Origin of the sequence: Pseudomonas sp. MF6776 (genome assembly GCF_016613125.1) — a bacterium.
In the GTDB taxonomy this organism is placed as follows: Bacteria; Pseudomonadota; Gammaproteobacteria; order Pseudomonadales; family Pseudomonadaceae; genus Aquipseudomonas; species Aquipseudomonas iridis.
The window spans coordinates 1-16,748 of sequence record NZ_JAENSQ010000017.1 but is presented as its reverse complement, the minus strand read 5'-3'; the positions used below and the strand labels follow the sequence as shown (position 1 = coordinate 16,748).

The window sequence follows — 16,748 nt, the reverse complement described above, 5'->3', positions numbered from 1 at the left end:
ATGTGTGGAATTGTCGGCGCAGTTGCTGAACGTAATATCACCGCCATCCTGCTCGAAGGTCTCAAACGCCTGGAATACCGTGGCTATGACAGCGCCGGTGTGGCGGTGTACACCAATGAGCAAACCCTTGAGCGCATGCGCCGTCCGGGCAAAGTCAGCGAACTGGAAGTCGCGGTGGCCGAGCACCCGCTGGTTGGCCGCCTCGGTATTGCGCACACACGTTGGGCTACCCACGGCGCCCCGTGCGAGCGCAATGCTCACCCGCATTTCTCCGGCCACATCGCGGTGGTGCACAACGGCATCATCGAAAACCACGAAGCCCTGCGTGAACAGCTGAAAGCGCTGGGTTACGTGTTTACTTCGGATACCGATACCGAAGTCATCGCTCACCTGCTGAATCACAAACTCAAGGATCAGCCAGATCTGACTGTTGCCCTCAAGGCCACCGTCAAGGAACTGCACGGTGCATACGGTCTGGCCGTGATCAATGGCAAACAACCGGATCGTCTGGTTGCCGCGCGCAGTGGCAGTCCATTGGTGATTGGTCTGGGTCTGGGTGAGAACTTCCTCGCCTCTGATCAACTGGCTCTGCGTCAGGTTACTGACCGCTTCATGTACCTGGAAGAAGGCGATATCGCCGAAATTCGCCGCGATAACGTGCAGATCTGGGATGTGAGCGGAGCCGCTGTCGAGCGCCAGACCGTGCAGTACACCGACGGCGCCGAAGCTGCCGACAAGGGCGAATTTCGCCACTACATGCTCAAGGAAATCCACGAGCAACCGACTGTGGTGCAGCGTACGCTGGAAGGTCGCCTGAGCAACAACCAAGTGCTGGTGCAAGCTTTCGGCCCACAAGCGGCAGAGCTGTTCGCCAAGGTGCGTAATGTACAGATCGTTGCCTGCGGCACCAGTTATCACGCCGGCATGGTTGCCCGTTACTGGCTCGAAGAGTTGGCAGGGATCCCGTGCCAGGTCGAAGTCGCCAGCGAATTCCGCTATCGTAAAGTGGTTGTACAGCCGGACACATTGTTCGTCACCATCTCGCAGTCCGGCGAAACTGCCGACACCCTGGCCGCATTGCGCAACGCCAAAGAGCTTGGCTTCCTCGCCAGTCTGGCGATCTGCAACGTGGGCATCAGCTCGCTGGTGCGCGAATCCGACATGACTTTGCTGACCCAGGCCGGTCGCGAAATCGGTGTCGCCTCGACCAAAGCGTTCACGACGCAGCTGGTTGGTCTGTTGCTACTCACCCTGTCTCTGGGCCAGGTGCGCGGCAGCCTGGCGGCGGACGTTGAAGCCACGCTGGTGGAAGAATTGCGTCGCCTGCCGGCTCGCTTGGGCGAAGCGCTGGCGATGGACAGTACTGTGGAAAAAGTCGCCGAGCTGTTCGCCGAGAAAAACCACACCCTGTTCCTCGGTCGCGGCGCGCAATTCCCGGTAGCGATGGAAGGTGCCTTGAAACTCAAGGAAATCTCCTACATCCACGCCGAAGCCTACCCGGCCGGCGAACTGAAACACGGCCCTCTCGCGCTTGTGGATAACGACATGCCGGTGGTCACCGTTGCGCCGAACAACGAACTGCTGGAGAAGCTCAAGTCCAACCTGCAGGAAGTCCGCGCACGCGGCGGCGAACTGGTCGTCTTCGCCGATGAAAAGGCCGGGATGACCAATGGCGAAGGCACCCACGTGGTACAGATGCCGCACATCCACGACATTCTCTCGCCGATCCTCTACACCATCCCGCTGCAGTTGCTGTCCTATTACGTCGCTGTGCTGAAGGGCACGGACGTTGACCAGCCGCGGAATCTGGCGAAGTCGGTGACGGTGGAATAAGTTATCCACAATGGATGTGGACGATGGTTTTGAACAATAAAGATTGACACAAAACAATAAAGTTTGACACTCATGAACATAGATTGACACAAGGCTCAAACCCCCGTATCTACGGGGGTTTTTCCTTTCCAGGCTTTCCCTTTGGTCTGGATTCATCGCTTCAACTCTCTGCGGGTGTAGTCTAGAAAATGCTTTGAATATGGCCGCTACGGCGGTCGTGTTCTTCTACGACTTTTCTCGGCGTGAGGTGAAGCGGTCCGCATCGACTGAGGAGGCGTGGGTTGCGAGGTCGTAAGTTTGCATCACAGCAGGACATTGAACGGCACATTGCAAATGGATTTGGCGAAGGCGCCGGGGCAAGCTACGTGCCTTGGCTGCGGGTACAAGATGTCCCGTCGATAGGTCGTTCGCACAAAATCCAAGGTGTGAAGATCGAGAGGATTCATCACCTACTGTCAGATCTCGAGCGTTCGTACTTTCTTGTGTGTGAGTTTTCTGAAGACATCGTGGATATCCGTGAGCAATACCCGTTGCTACCCACAGAGCGTGCGCAAGCGATAGCGTCGGCAATAGACGTAGGTTATCCAAGATACCCTAGAACAACACTGCCCTATGTAATGACAACAGATTTTCTGCTAACTGTTAAGGACTTGAACGGAAACTTTAAGTCGGTAGCTAGAACGGTGAAGTATCGTTCCGATTTAGTTGGCAAAGGAAGTAAACGCACGCTTGAAAAACTTGAGATTGAGAAGCGCTTTTGGCAAAGCCAAGGTGTTGACTGGAAAATCGTCACAGACGAATTTTTTACACGAGATTTGATAAAAAATCTTGGACTAATCAGAAAATACTCGAAGCTCCCTCGCGATTTAATGAAAGTCCCTTTGCATTCGAGTTTTATCGAGTGCCTAGCAAACAGCCGGGAATATTCTTGGACTTTGGCCACCTGTCTAAGAAAAATAGCGTCCCTTCTGTCCATTTCCTATCTAGACGCTCAGGCAATTTTCTTCCATCTGGTTTGGAACAAGGTACTGAAAATAGATTTGATTAACACTCCTCTCCACCTTACTGGTCTAGTTCCTGAATTCGAAGTTTTCCAGATCCCTGTCCAAGGATCGTTGAAGGAGAAAATGTCATGACTGTCCTCGTTAATGAGATTTTTGAGCCTGTTACCGATCTGTCAGTCATCGCTACGAAAGCTAGGCTCATTTACCAAGATGAAACGCATGACTTGGCTGTGGTGATAGATCTAGCAGACCCACCCCGGCAGCCCTACGCCATTGGTCTCGAAGAGTTGCGTCGTTCGTTAGCGTCTGGTCACACGAAACCAGCAGCCATTACCACCCCCGAGTTCATGCTTGTCCTTGAGGACCAGCTGGATGAGAGAGCCAAGCAAGGCCGGGACGAAAAGTGGGCTGTCATAGCCCCTCTGCTAGATCCTGAATATCCAGGACAAATATTTGTACGGGGGGAGTTAGGCCGGCTTGTTAGCAAACGGGCGTCAGAGCTTGGAATCCAGCGAAAAACTATTTATCGGCTTCTTTACCGATATTGGTTTTATGGTCAAGTTCGTAACGCATTGCTTAATAATTACTCGGCGGTAGGTGTTGCCGATAGAAAATATGATCCAAGTAGGCCTCCAGGGCGAAAGCCTAAGTTTCAAGGCGTTCTTACTGCGCCTTCCAAGATGCTCAGTGCGATTGATAAACGATGCATCCGAGTTGGGTATGCCCTTTATGTGAAAGATAAAAAATCTTCTATTTCGAGCGCATATGACGAAATGTTGAGGAGATTCTACTCGGTTCGAGACATCTCTAAAAACAGTGAAGAAGAGCTTCGTTTGCTACCTAGCTTAGAGCTGCCCAGCCTGAGGCAATTCAGATATTGGGGACAGATTTTTTTCGACGAAATTGAAACCGAGCGTGGCCGTAAAGGGTTGAGGAAGTGGTTAAAGGACTGCCGTCCGCTTTCAGGTACCGTTCGCGATTGGCTGCGTGGACCGTGTCATCAGTTCGAAATCGACGCAACTATTGCCGATATTTATTTGGTCAATAGCTATTCCAGACGGATGCTCATTGGCCGGCCCGTAGTTTATATCGTTGTGGATAGTTTCTCCGGAATGATTGTTGGCCTCTATGTAGGATTGGAAGGTCCCAGTTGGAACGGGGCGAGGCAAGCGCTGTTCAACGCGTTTACGCCCAAAGTCGAGTTCTGCGCTCAGAACGGCGTTGAAATCAATTCAGATGATTGGAATTGTCACCACCTGCCCCACCAGATTTACGCCGACAGGGGAGAGATGTTGTCACTGGCAGCAGAGGGGCTATCGTCAGGCTTGGGAATTGAGATGGGCACGGCTCCGCCTTATCGGCCTGATTGGAAGCCTATGGTAGAAAGTCGGTTTGGCATTTTGAATGATTTGACGGGTATCAGATGGCTACCTGGCGGGGTAGCTGCGCGAGACAAAGAGCGAGGCGAGCGAGATTACCGGCTCGATGCCACGCTAAACCTCAAAGAGTTCACCCAGATCCTCATCAATTGCGTGCTCCACTATAACCGGCACCATCGACAGCCTGACCGACTGACTCAGGCGATGATGAATGACGGTGTTGAACCTACGCCCAACGGGATATGGAATTGGGCCTGCGAAAACGACCTGATCGAATCCAACAAACGTCCCGACGAGCTGGTTTACCTCCATCTCTTGCCGCGCGAGCGCGCGACCGTTCAAAAGGGCGGCGTGATGTTTCGCGGCATGCACTACGTTTGTGATATGGCCATAGAGAAAGATTGGTTTGCCAAGGCTCGCAAAGGGGGCGTTTGGTCAATAGAGTGTTGGTTCGATCCGAACTCTGCGGCGCACATCTGGATCCAGGGAGAGGCCAAGCAGTTTATCCGCTGTGATCTTCGACGATCGGACGCCGGTTACGCGAATTACCGCTCGGACGAGATTTTTGATCTGCTCGAAGCCTATCGCCAAAAACCGCCTACTCACCGGCGAGCCGAGCTGGAAAGCCGTGTGCAGCTTAGCGATCAGGTCCACCAGATCATCAGCCATGCGCTCGCAGAACGAAAATTGGAACCTGCTCCGCCCACGAAGGCAGAGGCCACTGGAAACATCCGCGAGAACCGCGCAGAAGAACGTCTCCGTGAGCGTGAAAATGCGGCTGTTCCTGAAGGCGTCAGGGCGGAGCCAGCTTCACTTCAATCTGAATCGACACCGAAAGCGCATGACTCATATGCCGGCGAGCGCACTGCGCAAGTTATCGATTTGCTCAAAAGAATTCGGCCAGGACAGGCAAAATGAAAGGTGCGCAGACGTTTGCCAATTACGTCAAACAGGACATAAGTGAGTATGCGGGCAATCCGCTTATCGAAGCTTTGCCTCCTATATTGTCGGAGGCGGCGGCTATTGAGCTGATCTCGAATTTTCCTCAGCCGGTGGATCCGAAAGAGCTGACCCTCGAAGGATCCACTCGAATTCACTGTATCGACCGATTAAGAACCGTGGTACAGCCGTTTTTGTTACACCTGGAACTGGAGGCCCTGTTTTCACTGCTCATCCGTCGAGGGTATGTTGGGCGTAACCCGATGTCGCCCGCTACCGTCCGGCATTTGCATTCTTTATCGGGGGCTCAGCGTTACCACGATGCGTTCAAGTCCACTGCCGAAACGTTTACCGTCGTCGGCCTGAGCGGCATTGGCAAGTCGACGGCACTCCACGCCATTTTGAGCCTTTATCCACAGACAATCCGTCATGAGCGCTATGAGGGAAAGCAGTTTGTTCATACCCAAATCACTTGGCTGAAGCTTGACTGCCCTCGGGATGGATCGCTGGCTGGATTTTGCCAGCAGTTTTTTTATGCGGTTGGTGACGCTCTAGGAGACAAGGACTATCACAAGCGCTACAGGCATCGAAACATCAATGATGCGCTGCAACAGATGGAGCAGGTGGCCAGCACGTTTTTCATCGGCGCCTTGTTAATCGACGAGCTGCAAAACCTCCACCTGGCGAAAACCGGTGGTAAGGAGAGCATGCTGAATTTCTTTCTGCACTTGGTTAACAACATTGGTATCCCGGTCGTTTTCAGTGGCACGAACTCTACGATTAGCCTGTTCTCAGAAGCCATGCGGACTGCCCGCCGAGTCTGTGGTGCCGGTACGCTGGAATTCAAACGATTCGAAAAAGAGGATGAGGAGTGGCGGTTGTTAGTCGAAAATCTCTGGAGCTATCAGTGGTGCAAGCAGACTGCTGAGCTGACTGACGAGATTTTCGACACGCTGTATGAGCATACTCAAGGCGTCACAGATTTCCTGGTCAAGCTGCTGGTATTGAGTCAGCGTTATGCGGTCCAGAGTGGCTCGGAGTGTCTGACTGCCGAGGTCCTGGTGAAGGTAAGCAACTCAAAAATGCAGATTCTAAAGCCAGCCCTTTCAGCTCTGCGTAGCCGAGATCCGAAGCGGATGCGGCAGTTCGACGATTTGCTGCCGATTGAGGATCAGCTGAGCGAAATGATGGTCTTCGACGGTTTGGCACGAGAGGATCGCCTCGCCTTGCTTCGAAGCGTTGTGTCCCGTGAGAAGCCGGCAGACCAATCTCCAACCATTCTTGCGAAGGATCACCCATCGCCGATTGCAACTGGTGTGGAAAACTCAGAGGCTAAAGCCCTAAGCGAACAGGACGCTCCCCTCGATGCTCTGCGAGCTGCGGGCTGGCTCAACGAGGACTTGTTTGAGTTCTCACCGATGTATCACAAAGCGTGAGTCGGGGGGTGGCGAAGTGCACCTTAAACTCCATTTCTTCCCCACCGCGTTCCCCGATGAGACGCTGCACAGCGTGATATCTCGCTACGCCCGTCTTTGCGGTGTTCGCAATTGCCAAGCAGCATTTGCCGGCCTGAAATCGGCGGTAGCATTTTCGCAAAATGTGGCATTCCCAAGTCATTTAGGGGAGTTTGTCGACGCGCTACCCAGCGGTACCGAGCTATCGATAGCCGAGGTCCTCATGCGTCACACGCTATTACCCTACTATGCGCCGTTTTTGACTATGAGCCAGGTAGAACACGCTCGGACGCTGATGACTGCCGATGGGAAGGGTTTGATGTTGAAGCTGGGCGTCAACGCGAGCCGTATTGGATTCGCCTCCCGAGTGCGGTTATGCCCAGAATGTATCGCCCAAGATCAGGCCCAACGGGGAGTTGCTTACTGGCACAGGGTTCACATGCTTCCAGGCGTGCTGGTATGTCCGCATCACGGCACGTCACTTAGTATCCTTGATCCTCGCTGGTCCAGCCGCAGCTCTCGACAACTCAATCTGCCGAGTGATGAGAATGTGCAAGCTCACACGGTACGTCTCGATACCCCGTCGTTGAGCATGCCGCCGCTTCACGAAATAGCGTTGCGCTCACTTCAGGTCATCGAGTCTGAAGTCAGTGCTTTGTCAGCGGAGGCGGTGCGCTACACGCTTTTACAAAGGGCAACGCAGCTTAACCTTGCCTCTAATAACCATCGCTTGCACCTGCACATGCTGGCGCAGCACATGGCCGATTTTTTTGCTGCACTCCCGCGAGAATGGGAATTTTCTATACTCGGAGAAGTTCGTGCAGACACACCCGCCTCATGGGTCACGAAGCTGTTTCGTACGCCAATAACCTCCCACCATCCGCTCAAATACATTTTATTGGCCGGTGCTCTGGGCATTGACATGGTGAGCTTGCTGCATGGTCAACGCCCGGTGAAACAGGCAGTGGCGTGTGGTCCGATAACTCACATTCAACTTCACACGCGCCTTTCTCCGGTGATTCCTGGTGAAGGCCTGGACTGTTCGTCAGCCGCTGTGTGGAAACATGCTCTTGAGGGAGCTGATTCCAAAAAGATCGCTGCCGTTCTAGGCGTTTCATTGGCGTATGTCTATCGTCACATCCGAAATGTAGCCGGCGGGCAAGGTGCTTGGAGAGAGGCACGATTTCACATTGAGCTATGCGCAAGACGCGCGGCTTTCGAGGCTGATTATCGCTTTTACAAAGCACATGCATGCAGGGGGTATGCGTGGCTGTATCGCCACGATAGGCAGTGGCTTTCGGAGTCAACTGTAAACCCAAGCCCCCATCGTACGCCCCGTCTAAATAGCACCGAAATGTTCGCTGCCCTCGATGCAAGACTGGCCCGCGAAGTCCGTCAGTGTGCTGAAGCGCTTTATGCTCTTGCGGGTAAGCCTGTCCGCATCTCGCGTACCAGAATTGGCCGGGAGCTTCATGTTCTGTCTCGCTTCGAAAAGCAGCTCTGCAAGCTTCCTCTCTGTGCAGCAATGCTCGACAAAATATGTGAATCAATCGAAGGCTTTCACAATAGGCGTCTGCGATGGGCTAGACGCAAATTGCTCTCGGAGGGCAAGCCTATATCACGCTCTTCGCTCTACAGGGTCGCGAGCATTCGGCCCAGGCTGTAATCCAGCCAGCCATTCCCTCGATCTAAAAAGTTCTGAATTTAATTCAACGTAAACACATTATTTTTCTGTTAATGAAAATTTGCACCTTCCAGAATAGCTACGGCATACGCTGGATGACCACGACCAGCAAGTAAAACGTATTAACCCGCGATCAACAGAAATAGTTTTGCAATCGCCATGGGCTGACCTGCGCGGGTTATCGATACGTGTTTTGTATTCAAGAGTACGATCGCGGCAGGGCTTAGATGATTTCACTACGATTAAAAGTTGAGCCGCTGGGTATCATTTCCAAATCGATACCGGATACAGAATTTGACGGGTTGCATATATACTGCCCCCGGATGCATATTCTCTTCGAGCCCTACCTTTAATCGGTAAATGATGTCTGATCTATTGTTTTTCCCCGTGTCGATGCCGGATGAAATGCTGCACTCTCGTGTCACCCGATATCACTATCTGTCAGGCAACAGAACCGCGACAGAAACCTACCGCGATTTGTTCGCATCGAAACCCTTTTGCATTGGTGGCATCGTACCCAATCAGATCGAGAGGCTCGCCCACAGACTGCCGGGGCAATCGGAGAGCAATCTCGCAGAGCTGATCAGTAGCAATACCACTTTTCCTGCTTACCGACCTTTTCTTGGGGTTAAGCAGGGTCCGGAGAACAACGTAGGACCGCTGGGCTATGACGGGGTGGTACGGGTGCCCCGCAGAGAAGAGTCCACCCATGGCAAGGCTAAGATTTGTCCTACCTGCGTTCAGGAGGATTTGATTGATCGGGGTTCTGCCTACTGGCATCGATCTCACCAAATACCCGGTGTTGCCGTCTGTTGGCGTCATGGCGACGCACTGATCCATGCCTGCCCCGAGTGCTCTCGCCCGTTCTACCGAAAATTGAAGTTACTTCCCAATCTGACTGAGCCATGCGCATGCGGTTGGAGCCCCTTAAACAGCGCAGCGACTCACAAGGGCTCAAAACTGGAACAGAAAGTCGCCCTGTTCGCACACGATATCTTGCAACGCAATATTCCTCCGATAGGCAGTACGGTATTAAGTTCGTGCTACGTCCGCCAATGCAAGAAACGCGGATTTATTTTCGGAAAAAATGCAGGTATCGCAAAACTATTCGATAGCATCCAAAGCGCTTACGGCGATGAGCTTTTGTCGCAGATTGATCCAGCCTATAACACCGGGAAGCATGAGCAATGGATCCGGCTAAAATCAGACAAAGGTCAGCTAAATATGCCGCTCGCGCGACATTTGATCATTGCTCTTCATTTGTTTTCCAGTGCAGATGACTTTGAAGAGGCTCTGAAGAATGAGTCTATTCTGCTGAGTGCCTCTGTTTCTCCGCGAGCGCCCAAAGTCGAAGAATCGCATCCTAGCCAAAAAACTAGGTATCGCCAAAAAATTGAGTTGCTTTTAGCGCTACGTAACGACGCCGATGTCGAGTACCTCTGGAAGAAGGCGTACAAACCTACGCAATGGATTCTAGAAAATGATAACGCATGGTTAATGGCAAAACTCCGTGCACCTAAAAAAGTTGCAGTTACGGTCGAAAAGTCTGTCGACTCAAGAGACGGCGCGTATGCGGCCCTTATCGAAGCGGGCGTAGATGAGCTATATAAAGTTACAAAAGATCCGAAGAGAGTGAACATTCGGAATTTGCAATCGCTACTCCCAGGTTCGTTACCTCATGAGCTGGATCTACGCAAGCAGAGGTTCCCCCTTACTTATCAACAGATAAAGATTCATCAAGAGTCAGTATGGCATTTCCGTCTAAGAACTTTGGTATGGACTGTCTCTGAACTCATCAGGATGAAGCTCCCGGTGAATTACTCGACGGTAAGATTGACTTCGGCGGTAGCAAGCAAGGTTTTCCTGGTATTTTCCAGTTTCTTCGAGTGGGATCTGGAAAGCCTAGCAAGAAACGGGGTCGACGCGGAGGCCTTGCTCAGATCTACCGGCGTATCTAGGAATTGGGCGGGGCCACCAGTTCCAATAACCTTTTGAGGTCATCTGTGTTCCGTCAGCGTCTGCCAACATTTGGTGATAACAAAAATGCCATCCGGCTTGAAAGCGTAAACGCGGAGTAGGGTTCCCCTTTCACATTAGTAACCTTCGCGGCAGCTTTCTGAAAGCTTTCACTTGTTACTCTTTAACTCAGAAAATTGAGCTTTAGGAGAAAATCATGAAAGCAATAACAGCAATAAAAGTGTTCTGCGTCGCTTCGATTTTGACCTTATCTTCATTAGCCATGGCTGAAGGAGGCGGTGACCGCGTGTATGGTCGAATGATGCAAGAGAACCAACAGGCAATGGAACAATATGCCTCAAGAAACGGTAAGACTCCTCCTGAAATTGTTCATTATGAATATGGTATGAACCTCGATATCCAGAAGGTCATCAGTGTCACACAAGCCAATAAAACCTGTGGTGTTGCTCCTTCGCGCATGACCTTCGAAGACTCTACCGGCGAGCTTAACACCGTGGAATATATGGTTATGGCCGACAACTGCCCACATGGAAGCTAGACCATGCGAGTTATTTAAGCGCAGCATAATTTTCCGTTTGTCCGAACAAGCTTACTGTCCGCTGACGTAGAAATAATTTTCAGGACAGGCTGAAGTTATCCGTTTTATGAAATCATCTCTGTCAGTTGAAAGGTTTCTAACGCGCTTTGAAGTATTGCTCAACCACCAGATACATCCCGCCTCCTTGTTTTTCCTTTGGTTTGGGAGGCGGTTTAGGCGCCCTAGTGGCGCCTTTTTTACGTTCGAAATGAGCTATGTCCTCTGCACGGCTATGACCCTGACCATGCAGGAACAATGTTAGAAGATCAATTTCCGGGGTATTCAGCAATGACGTGGTCTGTGCCTGCTTTGGACAAGCCGATTACCTTATAAGCGTCATGTTTCCCGTCCACTTCCATTCCTGGGGAGCCGGCCGGCATGCCAGGAACGGCGATCCCAAGAAGGTCGTCACGTTTGCTCATCGCAATGATTTGCTCGGCGGGCACGTGACCTTCAACAAATTTTCCATTGATCATTGCTGTGTGGCAGGACGAGAGTCGTGGAGCAACACCGAGATCCTGCTTGACCGCGCTCATGTTGGTTTCTACATGATCAACGACGGTGAAGCCGTTAGCTTCAAGGTGCTGGATCCACTTCTTGCAGCACCCACAGTTAGCGTCGCGATGGACATCAATCGTCAGTGACTCTGCCGCATGACTGGCTGAACTGATGAACAGAGCCACGAAAGCAGCGAGACGAAGTGCCCGTCTGCGACGAAGAAAGTTATTTAGCATGGGTATGTTCCTTCCCATCAGTATGTGTATGTGTTTTGAGCTGTACGGTTGGAGTCGGGACTGCATCATCTGAAGCTTCCCTAATCTTATGATCGGCGTGGTCAGCAGGCTCATTTAAAGGCGGCGCTGCGGAGTGGCCATGGGCATGTGCCTTGTTTTTCTCGTCATCATGAGCGCGGACCTCCGCGCTCTGGTCGGCAGGACCTGCACCACTTTGCCCCTGGGAAGCTCCATGCTGACCTTCATGGTTGTGCATCACGCTTTCGCCACCACCGTGTTGATGGCCACCGCTACTCGTGATCAGAGCTTTGTATTGCTCTGCATCCATTGAGGGAAGCTGCTGGAGAAATGCGACCATCCCCCATATGTAGGGATCGGCCATGCTTTTGCCCCACGCGGGCATGCCTGTGGATTTGATTCCGTGCTTGATGATCCAAAAAGCTGCGGCGGGGTTCCCATCGACGCCCAGTTTCGAAAGATTCGGAGGTGCGGGGTAAAGGCTGTTACTCAATTCCGTGCCTACAAGACCCGGAGCCAAATGGCAACCGACACACATAGAGTTGTAGTTGCCAGCACCTTCACGGATGAGTGCTTCTTGGCTTAGGTCGGGGATCTCAATGTCGCGCGACCGCACTTCTATCGAGCGATCCCGGGCAATAGAAAGTAGCGCGTAGACGGGGGCGGAGTGCGGATCATCCGCCCCGACATTGATCACACCGAAATACACCACGCCGGCAGCCGCTGAAACGGTGGCCAGACCAGCAGCTATCAGTGCCTTCAGTGTTATTTTCATGCTCGGTTCTCAAAACCACATCCGAATACCGGCGACAAAGCGAGCCTCGCTGGCATCTTCACCTTCTTCGCGTGCAAAGTCTGCCGTATTGCCATAGGAACGGCTCCAGCTCACCCCGATATAAGGGGCAAATTGGCGGACAATCTCATAACGCAATCGGAGCCCCACTTCGGTGTTTGCTAATCCGGAACCAATGCCGCGCTGGGGATCATTCTTTCCGTAAAAATTGACCTCGGCCGTCGGCTGCAAAATCAATCGATTGGTCAACAGAATGTCGTAGTCGCCTTCCAATCTAGCAGCGGTTTGACCGTTCTCACCGATATAGGCAGTCGCTTCGGCTTCAAAGTTATAGAGGGCCATGCCCTGAATACCGAGCGCTCCCCAAGTCTGTGGTGATCCGGGCTTGAAGTCTTGTCGTACGCCGGTGACGACATCCCACCATGGACCGATGGAGTGGCCCCAAAGTGCTGAGAGTTCAGCGTTTTCCGTTACGCCATTGGTACGTTCGCCTTCCGAACGCAACCACAGTCGGTCAACGTCACCGCCGATCCATCCTTTTGCATCCCAGGCCAACGCACTACCGTTGTCAGCATCCTGGTACTCAAACTTATCCAGCAGCATGAAGGAGTTGACCTTCTTGTCGTGAACGCCATGACCAGCCACATCAGGGAACGCGGCTGCACGGTCAGCGTCGGTCAGTACAGGGATTGGAGTTCGGCTGGTGGTAGCCCCTCCATCCATACTTTCCATACCGTCCATTGCTCCATTGTCCATGCTCATCTTGCTGTGATCCATTGCCCCCATCTTGCTATGGTCCATAGCTCCCATCGAGCCGTGATCCATCTTGGAGTGATCCATCTCTTCTGCCGCCTGGGCCATGAAAGAGAAAGCAGGACTGGTAGAGACTGCCAGTGCCATCAACGTTGGACGTAAAAACTTACTGGTCATGATCTCAATCTGCCTTTTTGGTTTTTTGGTCATGACCCATCGACTCATGGCTCATCTTGCTGTGATCCATTGACCCGTGATCGGGCTTTGACTCATTTGTCGAAGTTGGAGGCTTGCTCGTTGCTTTCGCAGGAGTAGCGGGTGAATGATCACTACTATCTTCGACTGCCAGCGCCACGGATGAGAGTCCAGCCATCAAGCCGACGGCAAAGAGGCAACCGACCAGCGATTTACGATTTAGGTATGTGCTCACAGATCGTCTCCTTTACTCATCAACCCGTACTTCACGGAACATGCCCATTTCCATATGGAAAAGCAGGTGGCAGTGATAGGCCCAGCGACCTAAGGCATCAGCGGTGACTCGATAGCTGCGCTTGGTACCTGGTGGCATGTCGATTGTGTGCTTGCGCACCATGAACTTGCCGTTCTCATCTTCAAGGTCGCTCCACATGCCGTGAAGGTGGATGGGGTGGGTCATCATGGTGTCGTTCACCAGGGTGATACGCAGGCGCTCCCCATACTTCAGACGAAGCGGCTCGGCGTCAGAGAATTTGATGCCATTAAAGGACCAGGAAAACTTCTCCATGTGACCGGTCAGATGAAGCTCAATGGTGCGATTGGGCTCGCGGCCATCAGGGTCCTGGAAAGTGCTTTTCAGGTCTGAATAGGTGAGGACTCGACGACCATTGTTCCGCAAACCGATGCCTGGATCGTTTAGCTTTGGCGTCGGGGTCATGGCTTGCATATCAACCAAGGGGTTGTTGGTTTCGGAGGCTGGGTGAGTCTGCATTTCTCCACCCATACCGCTCATACCGCCCATTCCTGCCATCTTGCTGTGATCCATGCCGGCCATGTTGGACATATCGCCTTTATCCATGCCCGCCATCTTGCTATGGTCCATGCCAGCCATGTTGGCCATGTCGCCTTTGTCCATACCAGCCATGCTAGTCATATCACCGCCGTCCATGCCGGTCATGTCACTTTGGTCCATGCCCCCCATTTTGCTGTGATCCATGCCAGCCATGCCGGACATGTCGCCGCTGCCCATACCAGCCATGCTGCCATGGTCCATACCAGCCATACCGCCCATTCCCATGTCATCCATGGACAAAAGAGGCCTAGGGTCGATCGCAGGCACTTGTGCCTTTAATCCTTCGCGAACTGCGAGGGTTCCGCGTGCATACCCGGTTCTGTCCATAGACTGGGCGAAGATGGTGTAAGCCTCTTCACTGGCGGGCTCAACTATCACGTCATACGTTTCAGCTACAGCGATGCGGAATTCGTCGACGCTGACCGGTTTGACGTGTTGGCCGTCGGCGGCCACAACGGTCATTTTCAAGCCAGGAATTCGAACGTCGAAATAGCTCATCGCCGAGCCGTTAATAAAACGAAGGCGCAGCTTCTCACCCGGTTTGAAAATACCGGTCCAGTTTCCGTTGGGCGCCTGGCCATTCATGAGGTAGGTGTAAGTATCTCCACTGACGTCTGCGAGGTCAGTGGGGTTCATTTTCATTTCTGCCCACATCTTTCGGTCGGCTACGGCAGATGACCAGCCTTGCTTGCTGACATCGTCGATGAAATCGCCAACGGTACGCTTGTGGTGGTTGTAGTAGTCAGATTGCTTCTTAAGCTTCGCCATGACGCGACTAGGATCTTCATCGGTCCAGTCAGTCAACATCACCACGTAGTCGCGGTTGTATTGAAAAGGTTCAGGTTCTTTCGAGTCGATAACGATTGGCCCGTAAACGCCTGCCTGCTCCTGTAAGCCTGAGTGGCTGTGATACCAATACGTACCGTTCTGATGGACCTTGAATTTGTACTCGTACATACCGTCGGGTGCGATGCCATGGAAGCTTAATCCGGGTACGCCGTCCATATTGGCCGGCAGGATGATCCCGTGCCAATGGATGGAAGTGTCCTGGTCCAAGCGATTTTTCACACGCAGTGTGACTGTCTCTCCTTCGCGCCAACGCAGCAAGGGTCCTGGCAATGATCCATTGATGGTCATGGCCGTGCGCGGCGAGCCGGTGATGTTTACAGGGGTTTCACCAATAAACAGATCAAATTCGTTGCCGGTGAGGACGCTCGGCAGGCCTGGACTGGTCACTGCCCATACAGGAGTGCGCCACAGACCAAGGCCGCCAAGGATGCCGCCGGCGGCCAGGCCTTTAACGAATGTCCGTCTAGAGGTTTTGGAATGCATGCCGTTTATTTCCAATCAGTCAAAAGGGAGCCGTTCAAAACAACCCGTGAGTTGGCAAGATGAGCTTCGCTTACCGTTAAAAAGACGAATTTTTACAGCAAGCGAGCTCAGAAATTGCCACATCTAAACCACCTTAGTGATTACATTTCTGTCAGCTTGGCCGCGCGCCTAATCGTTCAGCAGTTTTTATGATCCATCGCTTTCGCTTTGCTCTCAGCGACAGGCGGTTGAGAGCTCTGCGTTTGAGCTACCTGGTACGATTCCATCGAATTATTCCTGGCCAATTCCATACGTGCGAAAGTCCGATCTCCACCGCCCTCAGCCATAGCCAAAGATGAAATGGTCAGAGCAGCGATGACGAACAAGGATTTGATAGTGTTCATTTGGGGTTTCCTCAGATCAGTACTGGCCGCCCCTGAATCCAATGGTGCATTGATTGGTAGCGGGTGAGCATTAGGCTCAATAGGACTATAAGACTCACCCGCTGTCGGGAAGCTTAGGCCAATATTACAGTTGCGTCAGGTTGCGATATTTCTCTTGAAGGACACCGTATTTAATCCTTAAGGTCTCGGTCTTCCAGCTCGCATCGATATTTACTCACTAACAATATCAACGGGCGAAACTTTGTAGGTTTTCGTTACTCAAGGTGACTACGTCTTTGAACCTCTACTGGTCAGAAATGTGAATCCGGAGGTATCGCGTAGTAAATTAAGTGAGCTTGTTGAGGATTATTGCTTGAGTATTAGTTTCGAAAAAGCGCTTGGCCCCGCAGAAAGAGCATTAAAATATCGTAATCAAAGAGCTGAAATCCTGAGTAACAATATTGCAAACGCTGATACGCCGAATTTCAAGGCCCGGGACTTAGATTTTTCTACTGTGCTTGCAAGCCAAACAAAAGAAACTACTGCTACTCCCTTTTCTTTGAGGACAACAAATGTAAAACACATAACCGAACAAGAGTCAGCAAGTGATATTTACGGAGATGCTTTGCTTTACAGCACACCCGCTCAACCTGCCATTGATCAAAATACCGTGGATCAGCCGGTTGAGATCGCAAAGTACACAGAAAACGGAATACGTTTCGACGGCGCTTTTACTACCTGAATTCAACACATAAGTGCAACGCTCACCCCTGTATGCACTTCGTACGGCGTCTTCCAGCCCAAGCGCTTGCGCGGGCGTAGATTGATCCTCGCTACTGTCCGATTGACGGCTTCGACGGT

14 protein-coding genes and 1 pseudogene are annotated in these 16,748 nt (G+C 52.2%); 8 read left to right on the top strand and 7 right to left on the bottom strand.

Features of this window, described 5'->3' with window-relative positions:
- The 7 genes from glmS (at position 1) to JJD74_RS19060 (ending at position 10,808) form a co-directional block, all read left to right on the top strand.
- Positions 1-1,833 (top strand): glutamine--fructose-6-phosphate transaminase (isomerizing), encoded by a 1,833-nt coding sequence (glmS, locus tag JJD74_RS19090; RefSeq protein WP_200616569.1) that lies wholly within the window; start codon positions 1-3, stop codon positions 1,831-1,833.
- A 281-nt stretch (positions 1,834-2,114) separates the two neighbouring features.
- Positions 2,115-2,969 carry a TnsA endonuclease N-terminal domain-containing protein gene (locus JJD74_RS19085; RefSeq protein ID WP_200616568.1) on the top strand — a complete coding sequence of 285 codons (855 nt, stop codon included), beginning with the start codon at positions 2,115-2,117 and terminating at the stop codon, positions 2,967-2,969.
- The gene (locus JJD74_RS19080) at positions 2,966-5,134 is read left to right on the top strand and encodes a Mu transposase C-terminal domain-containing protein (protein WP_200616567.1); all 2,169 of its coding nucleotides are present in this window, start codon (positions 2,966-2,968) and stop codon (positions 5,132-5,134) included. Before JJD74_RS19085 ends, JJD74_RS19080 begins: the two co-directional genes overlap by 4 nt.
- Positions 5,131-6,591 carry an ATP-binding protein gene (locus JJD74_RS19075; protein WP_042556883.1) on the top strand — a complete coding sequence of 487 codons (1,461 nt, stop codon included), beginning with the start codon at positions 5,131-5,133 and terminating at the stop codon, positions 6,589-6,591. Before JJD74_RS19080 ends, JJD74_RS19075 begins: the two co-directional genes overlap by 4 nt.
- Before the next feature lie 16 nt (positions 6,592-6,607).
- The gene (locus JJD74_RS19070; RefSeq protein WP_200616566.1) at positions 6,608-8,275 is read left to right on the top strand and encodes a TnsD family Tn7-like transposition protein; all 1,668 of its coding nucleotides are present in this window, start codon (positions 6,608-6,610) and stop codon (positions 8,273-8,275) included.
- A 381-nt stretch (positions 8,276-8,656) separates the two neighbouring features.
- Positions 8,657-10,288: a TnsD family Tn7-like transposition protein gene (locus JJD74_RS19065; protein WP_234451804.1), complete on the top strand. Its 1,632-nt coding sequence runs from the start codon at positions 8,657-8,659 to the stop codon at positions 10,286-10,288.
- A 178-nt stretch (positions 10,289-10,466) separates the two neighbouring features.
- Positions 10,467-10,808 (top strand): DUF2790 domain-containing protein, encoded by a 342-nt coding sequence (locus JJD74_RS19060; protein ID WP_200616564.1) that lies wholly within the window; start codon positions 10,467-10,469, stop codon positions 10,806-10,808.
- Positions 10,809-11,113: 305 nt separating this feature from the next.
- Here JJD74_RS19060 and JJD74_RS19055 read toward each other — a convergent pair whose 3' ends face one another.
- The 6 genes from JJD74_RS19055 to JJD74_RS19030 all read right to left on the bottom strand — a co-directional run bounded on the left by JJD74_RS19055 (position 11,114) and on the right by JJD74_RS19030 (position 15,908).
- Positions 11,114-11,581 (bottom strand): DUF411 domain-containing protein, encoded by a 468-nt coding sequence (locus JJD74_RS19055; protein WP_234451803.1) that lies wholly within the window; start codon positions 11,579-11,581, stop codon positions 11,114-11,116.
- Positions 11,571-12,374 carry a c-type cytochrome gene (locus tag JJD74_RS19050; protein WP_234451802.1) on the bottom strand — a complete coding sequence of 268 codons (804 nt, stop codon included), beginning with the start codon at positions 12,372-12,374 and terminating at the stop codon, positions 11,571-11,573. The genes JJD74_RS19055 and JJD74_RS19050 overlap by 11 nt, the downstream gene beginning before the upstream one ends.
- A 9-nt stretch (positions 12,375-12,383) precedes the next feature.
- Positions 12,384-13,355: a copper resistance protein B gene (locus JJD74_RS19045; protein WP_200616562.1), complete on the bottom strand. Its 972-nt coding sequence runs from the start codon at positions 13,353-13,355 to the stop codon at positions 12,384-12,386.
- Complete coding sequence (locus JJD74_RS19040; RefSeq protein WP_200616561.1) at positions 13,327-13,575, bottom strand: hypothetical protein; 249 nt, start codon at positions 13,573-13,575, stop codon at positions 13,327-13,329. Before JJD74_RS19040 ends, JJD74_RS19045 begins: the two co-directional genes overlap by 29 nt.
- A 12-nt stretch (positions 13,576-13,587) precedes the next feature.
- Complete coding sequence (locus JJD74_RS19035) at positions 13,588-15,525, bottom strand: copper resistance system multicopper oxidase (RefSeq protein WP_200616560.1); 1,938 nt, start codon at positions 15,523-15,525, stop codon at positions 13,588-13,590.
- Between the two features lie 176 nt (positions 15,526-15,701).
- The gene (locus JJD74_RS19030; RefSeq protein ID WP_200616559.1) at positions 15,702-15,908 is read right to left on the bottom strand and encodes a co-regulatory protein PtrA N-terminal domain-containing protein; all 207 of its coding nucleotides are present in this window, start codon (positions 15,906-15,908) and stop codon (positions 15,702-15,704) included.
- 352 nt (positions 15,909-16,260) lie between these two features.
- Between JJD74_RS19030 and flgB the strand changes: the two genes are divergently transcribed.
- A complete protein-coding gene (flgB, locus tag JJD74_RS19025; protein WP_200616558.1) occupies positions 16,261-16,629 on the top strand; it encodes a flagellar basal body rod protein FlgB in 369 nt (122 codons plus the stop codon).
- 2 nt (positions 16,630-16,631) lie between these two features.
- On the opposite strand, the pseudogene JJD74_RS19020 reads toward flgB, so the two are convergent.
- Positions 16,632-16,748: pseudogene (locus tag JJD74_RS19020) on the bottom strand (IS30 family transposase); the annotation flags it as partial.

What these genes read in the sequence shown, in the direction of transcription:
- JJD74_RS19030 (WP_200616559.1), bottom strand. Translation starts at nt 15,908, where the DNA reads ATGAACACTATCAAATCCTTGTTCGTCATCGCTGCTCTGACCATTTCA.
- JJD74_RS19075 (WP_042556883.1), top strand. Translation starts at nt 5,131, where the DNA reads ATGAAAGGTGCGCAGACGTTTGCCAATTACGTCAAACAGGACATAAGT.
- JJD74_RS19035 (WP_200616560.1), bottom strand. Translation starts at nt 15,525, where the DNA reads ATGCATTCCAAAACCTCTAGACGGACATTCGTTAAAGGCCTGGCCGCC.
- JJD74_RS19050 (WP_234451802.1), bottom strand. Translation starts at nt 12,374, where the DNA reads ATGAAAATAACACTGAAGGCACTGATAGCTGCTGGTCTGGCCACCGTT.
- JJD74_RS19065 (WP_234451804.1), top strand. Translation starts at nt 8,657, where the DNA reads ATGTCTGATCTATTGTTTTTCCCCGTGTCGATGCCGGATGAAATGCTG.
- JJD74_RS19080 (WP_200616567.1), top strand. Translation starts at nt 2,966, where the DNA reads ATGACTGTCCTCGTTAATGAGATTTTTGAGCCTGTTACCGATCTGTCA.
- JJD74_RS19060 (WP_200616564.1), top strand. Translation starts at nt 10,467, where the DNA reads ATGAAAGCAATAACAGCAATAAAAGTGTTCTGCGTCGCTTCGATTTTG.
- JJD74_RS19055 (WP_234451803.1), bottom strand. Translation starts at nt 11,581, where the DNA reads ATGCTAAATAACTTTCTTCGTCGCAGACGGGCACTTCGTCTCGCTGCT.
- JJD74_RS19045 (WP_200616562.1), bottom strand. Translation starts at nt 13,355, where the DNA reads ATGACCAAAAAACCAAAAAGGCAGATTGAGATCATGACCAGTAAGTTT.
- glmS (WP_200616569.1), top strand. Translation starts at nt 1, where the DNA reads ATGTGTGGAATTGTCGGCGCAGTTGCTGAACGTAATATCACCGCCATC.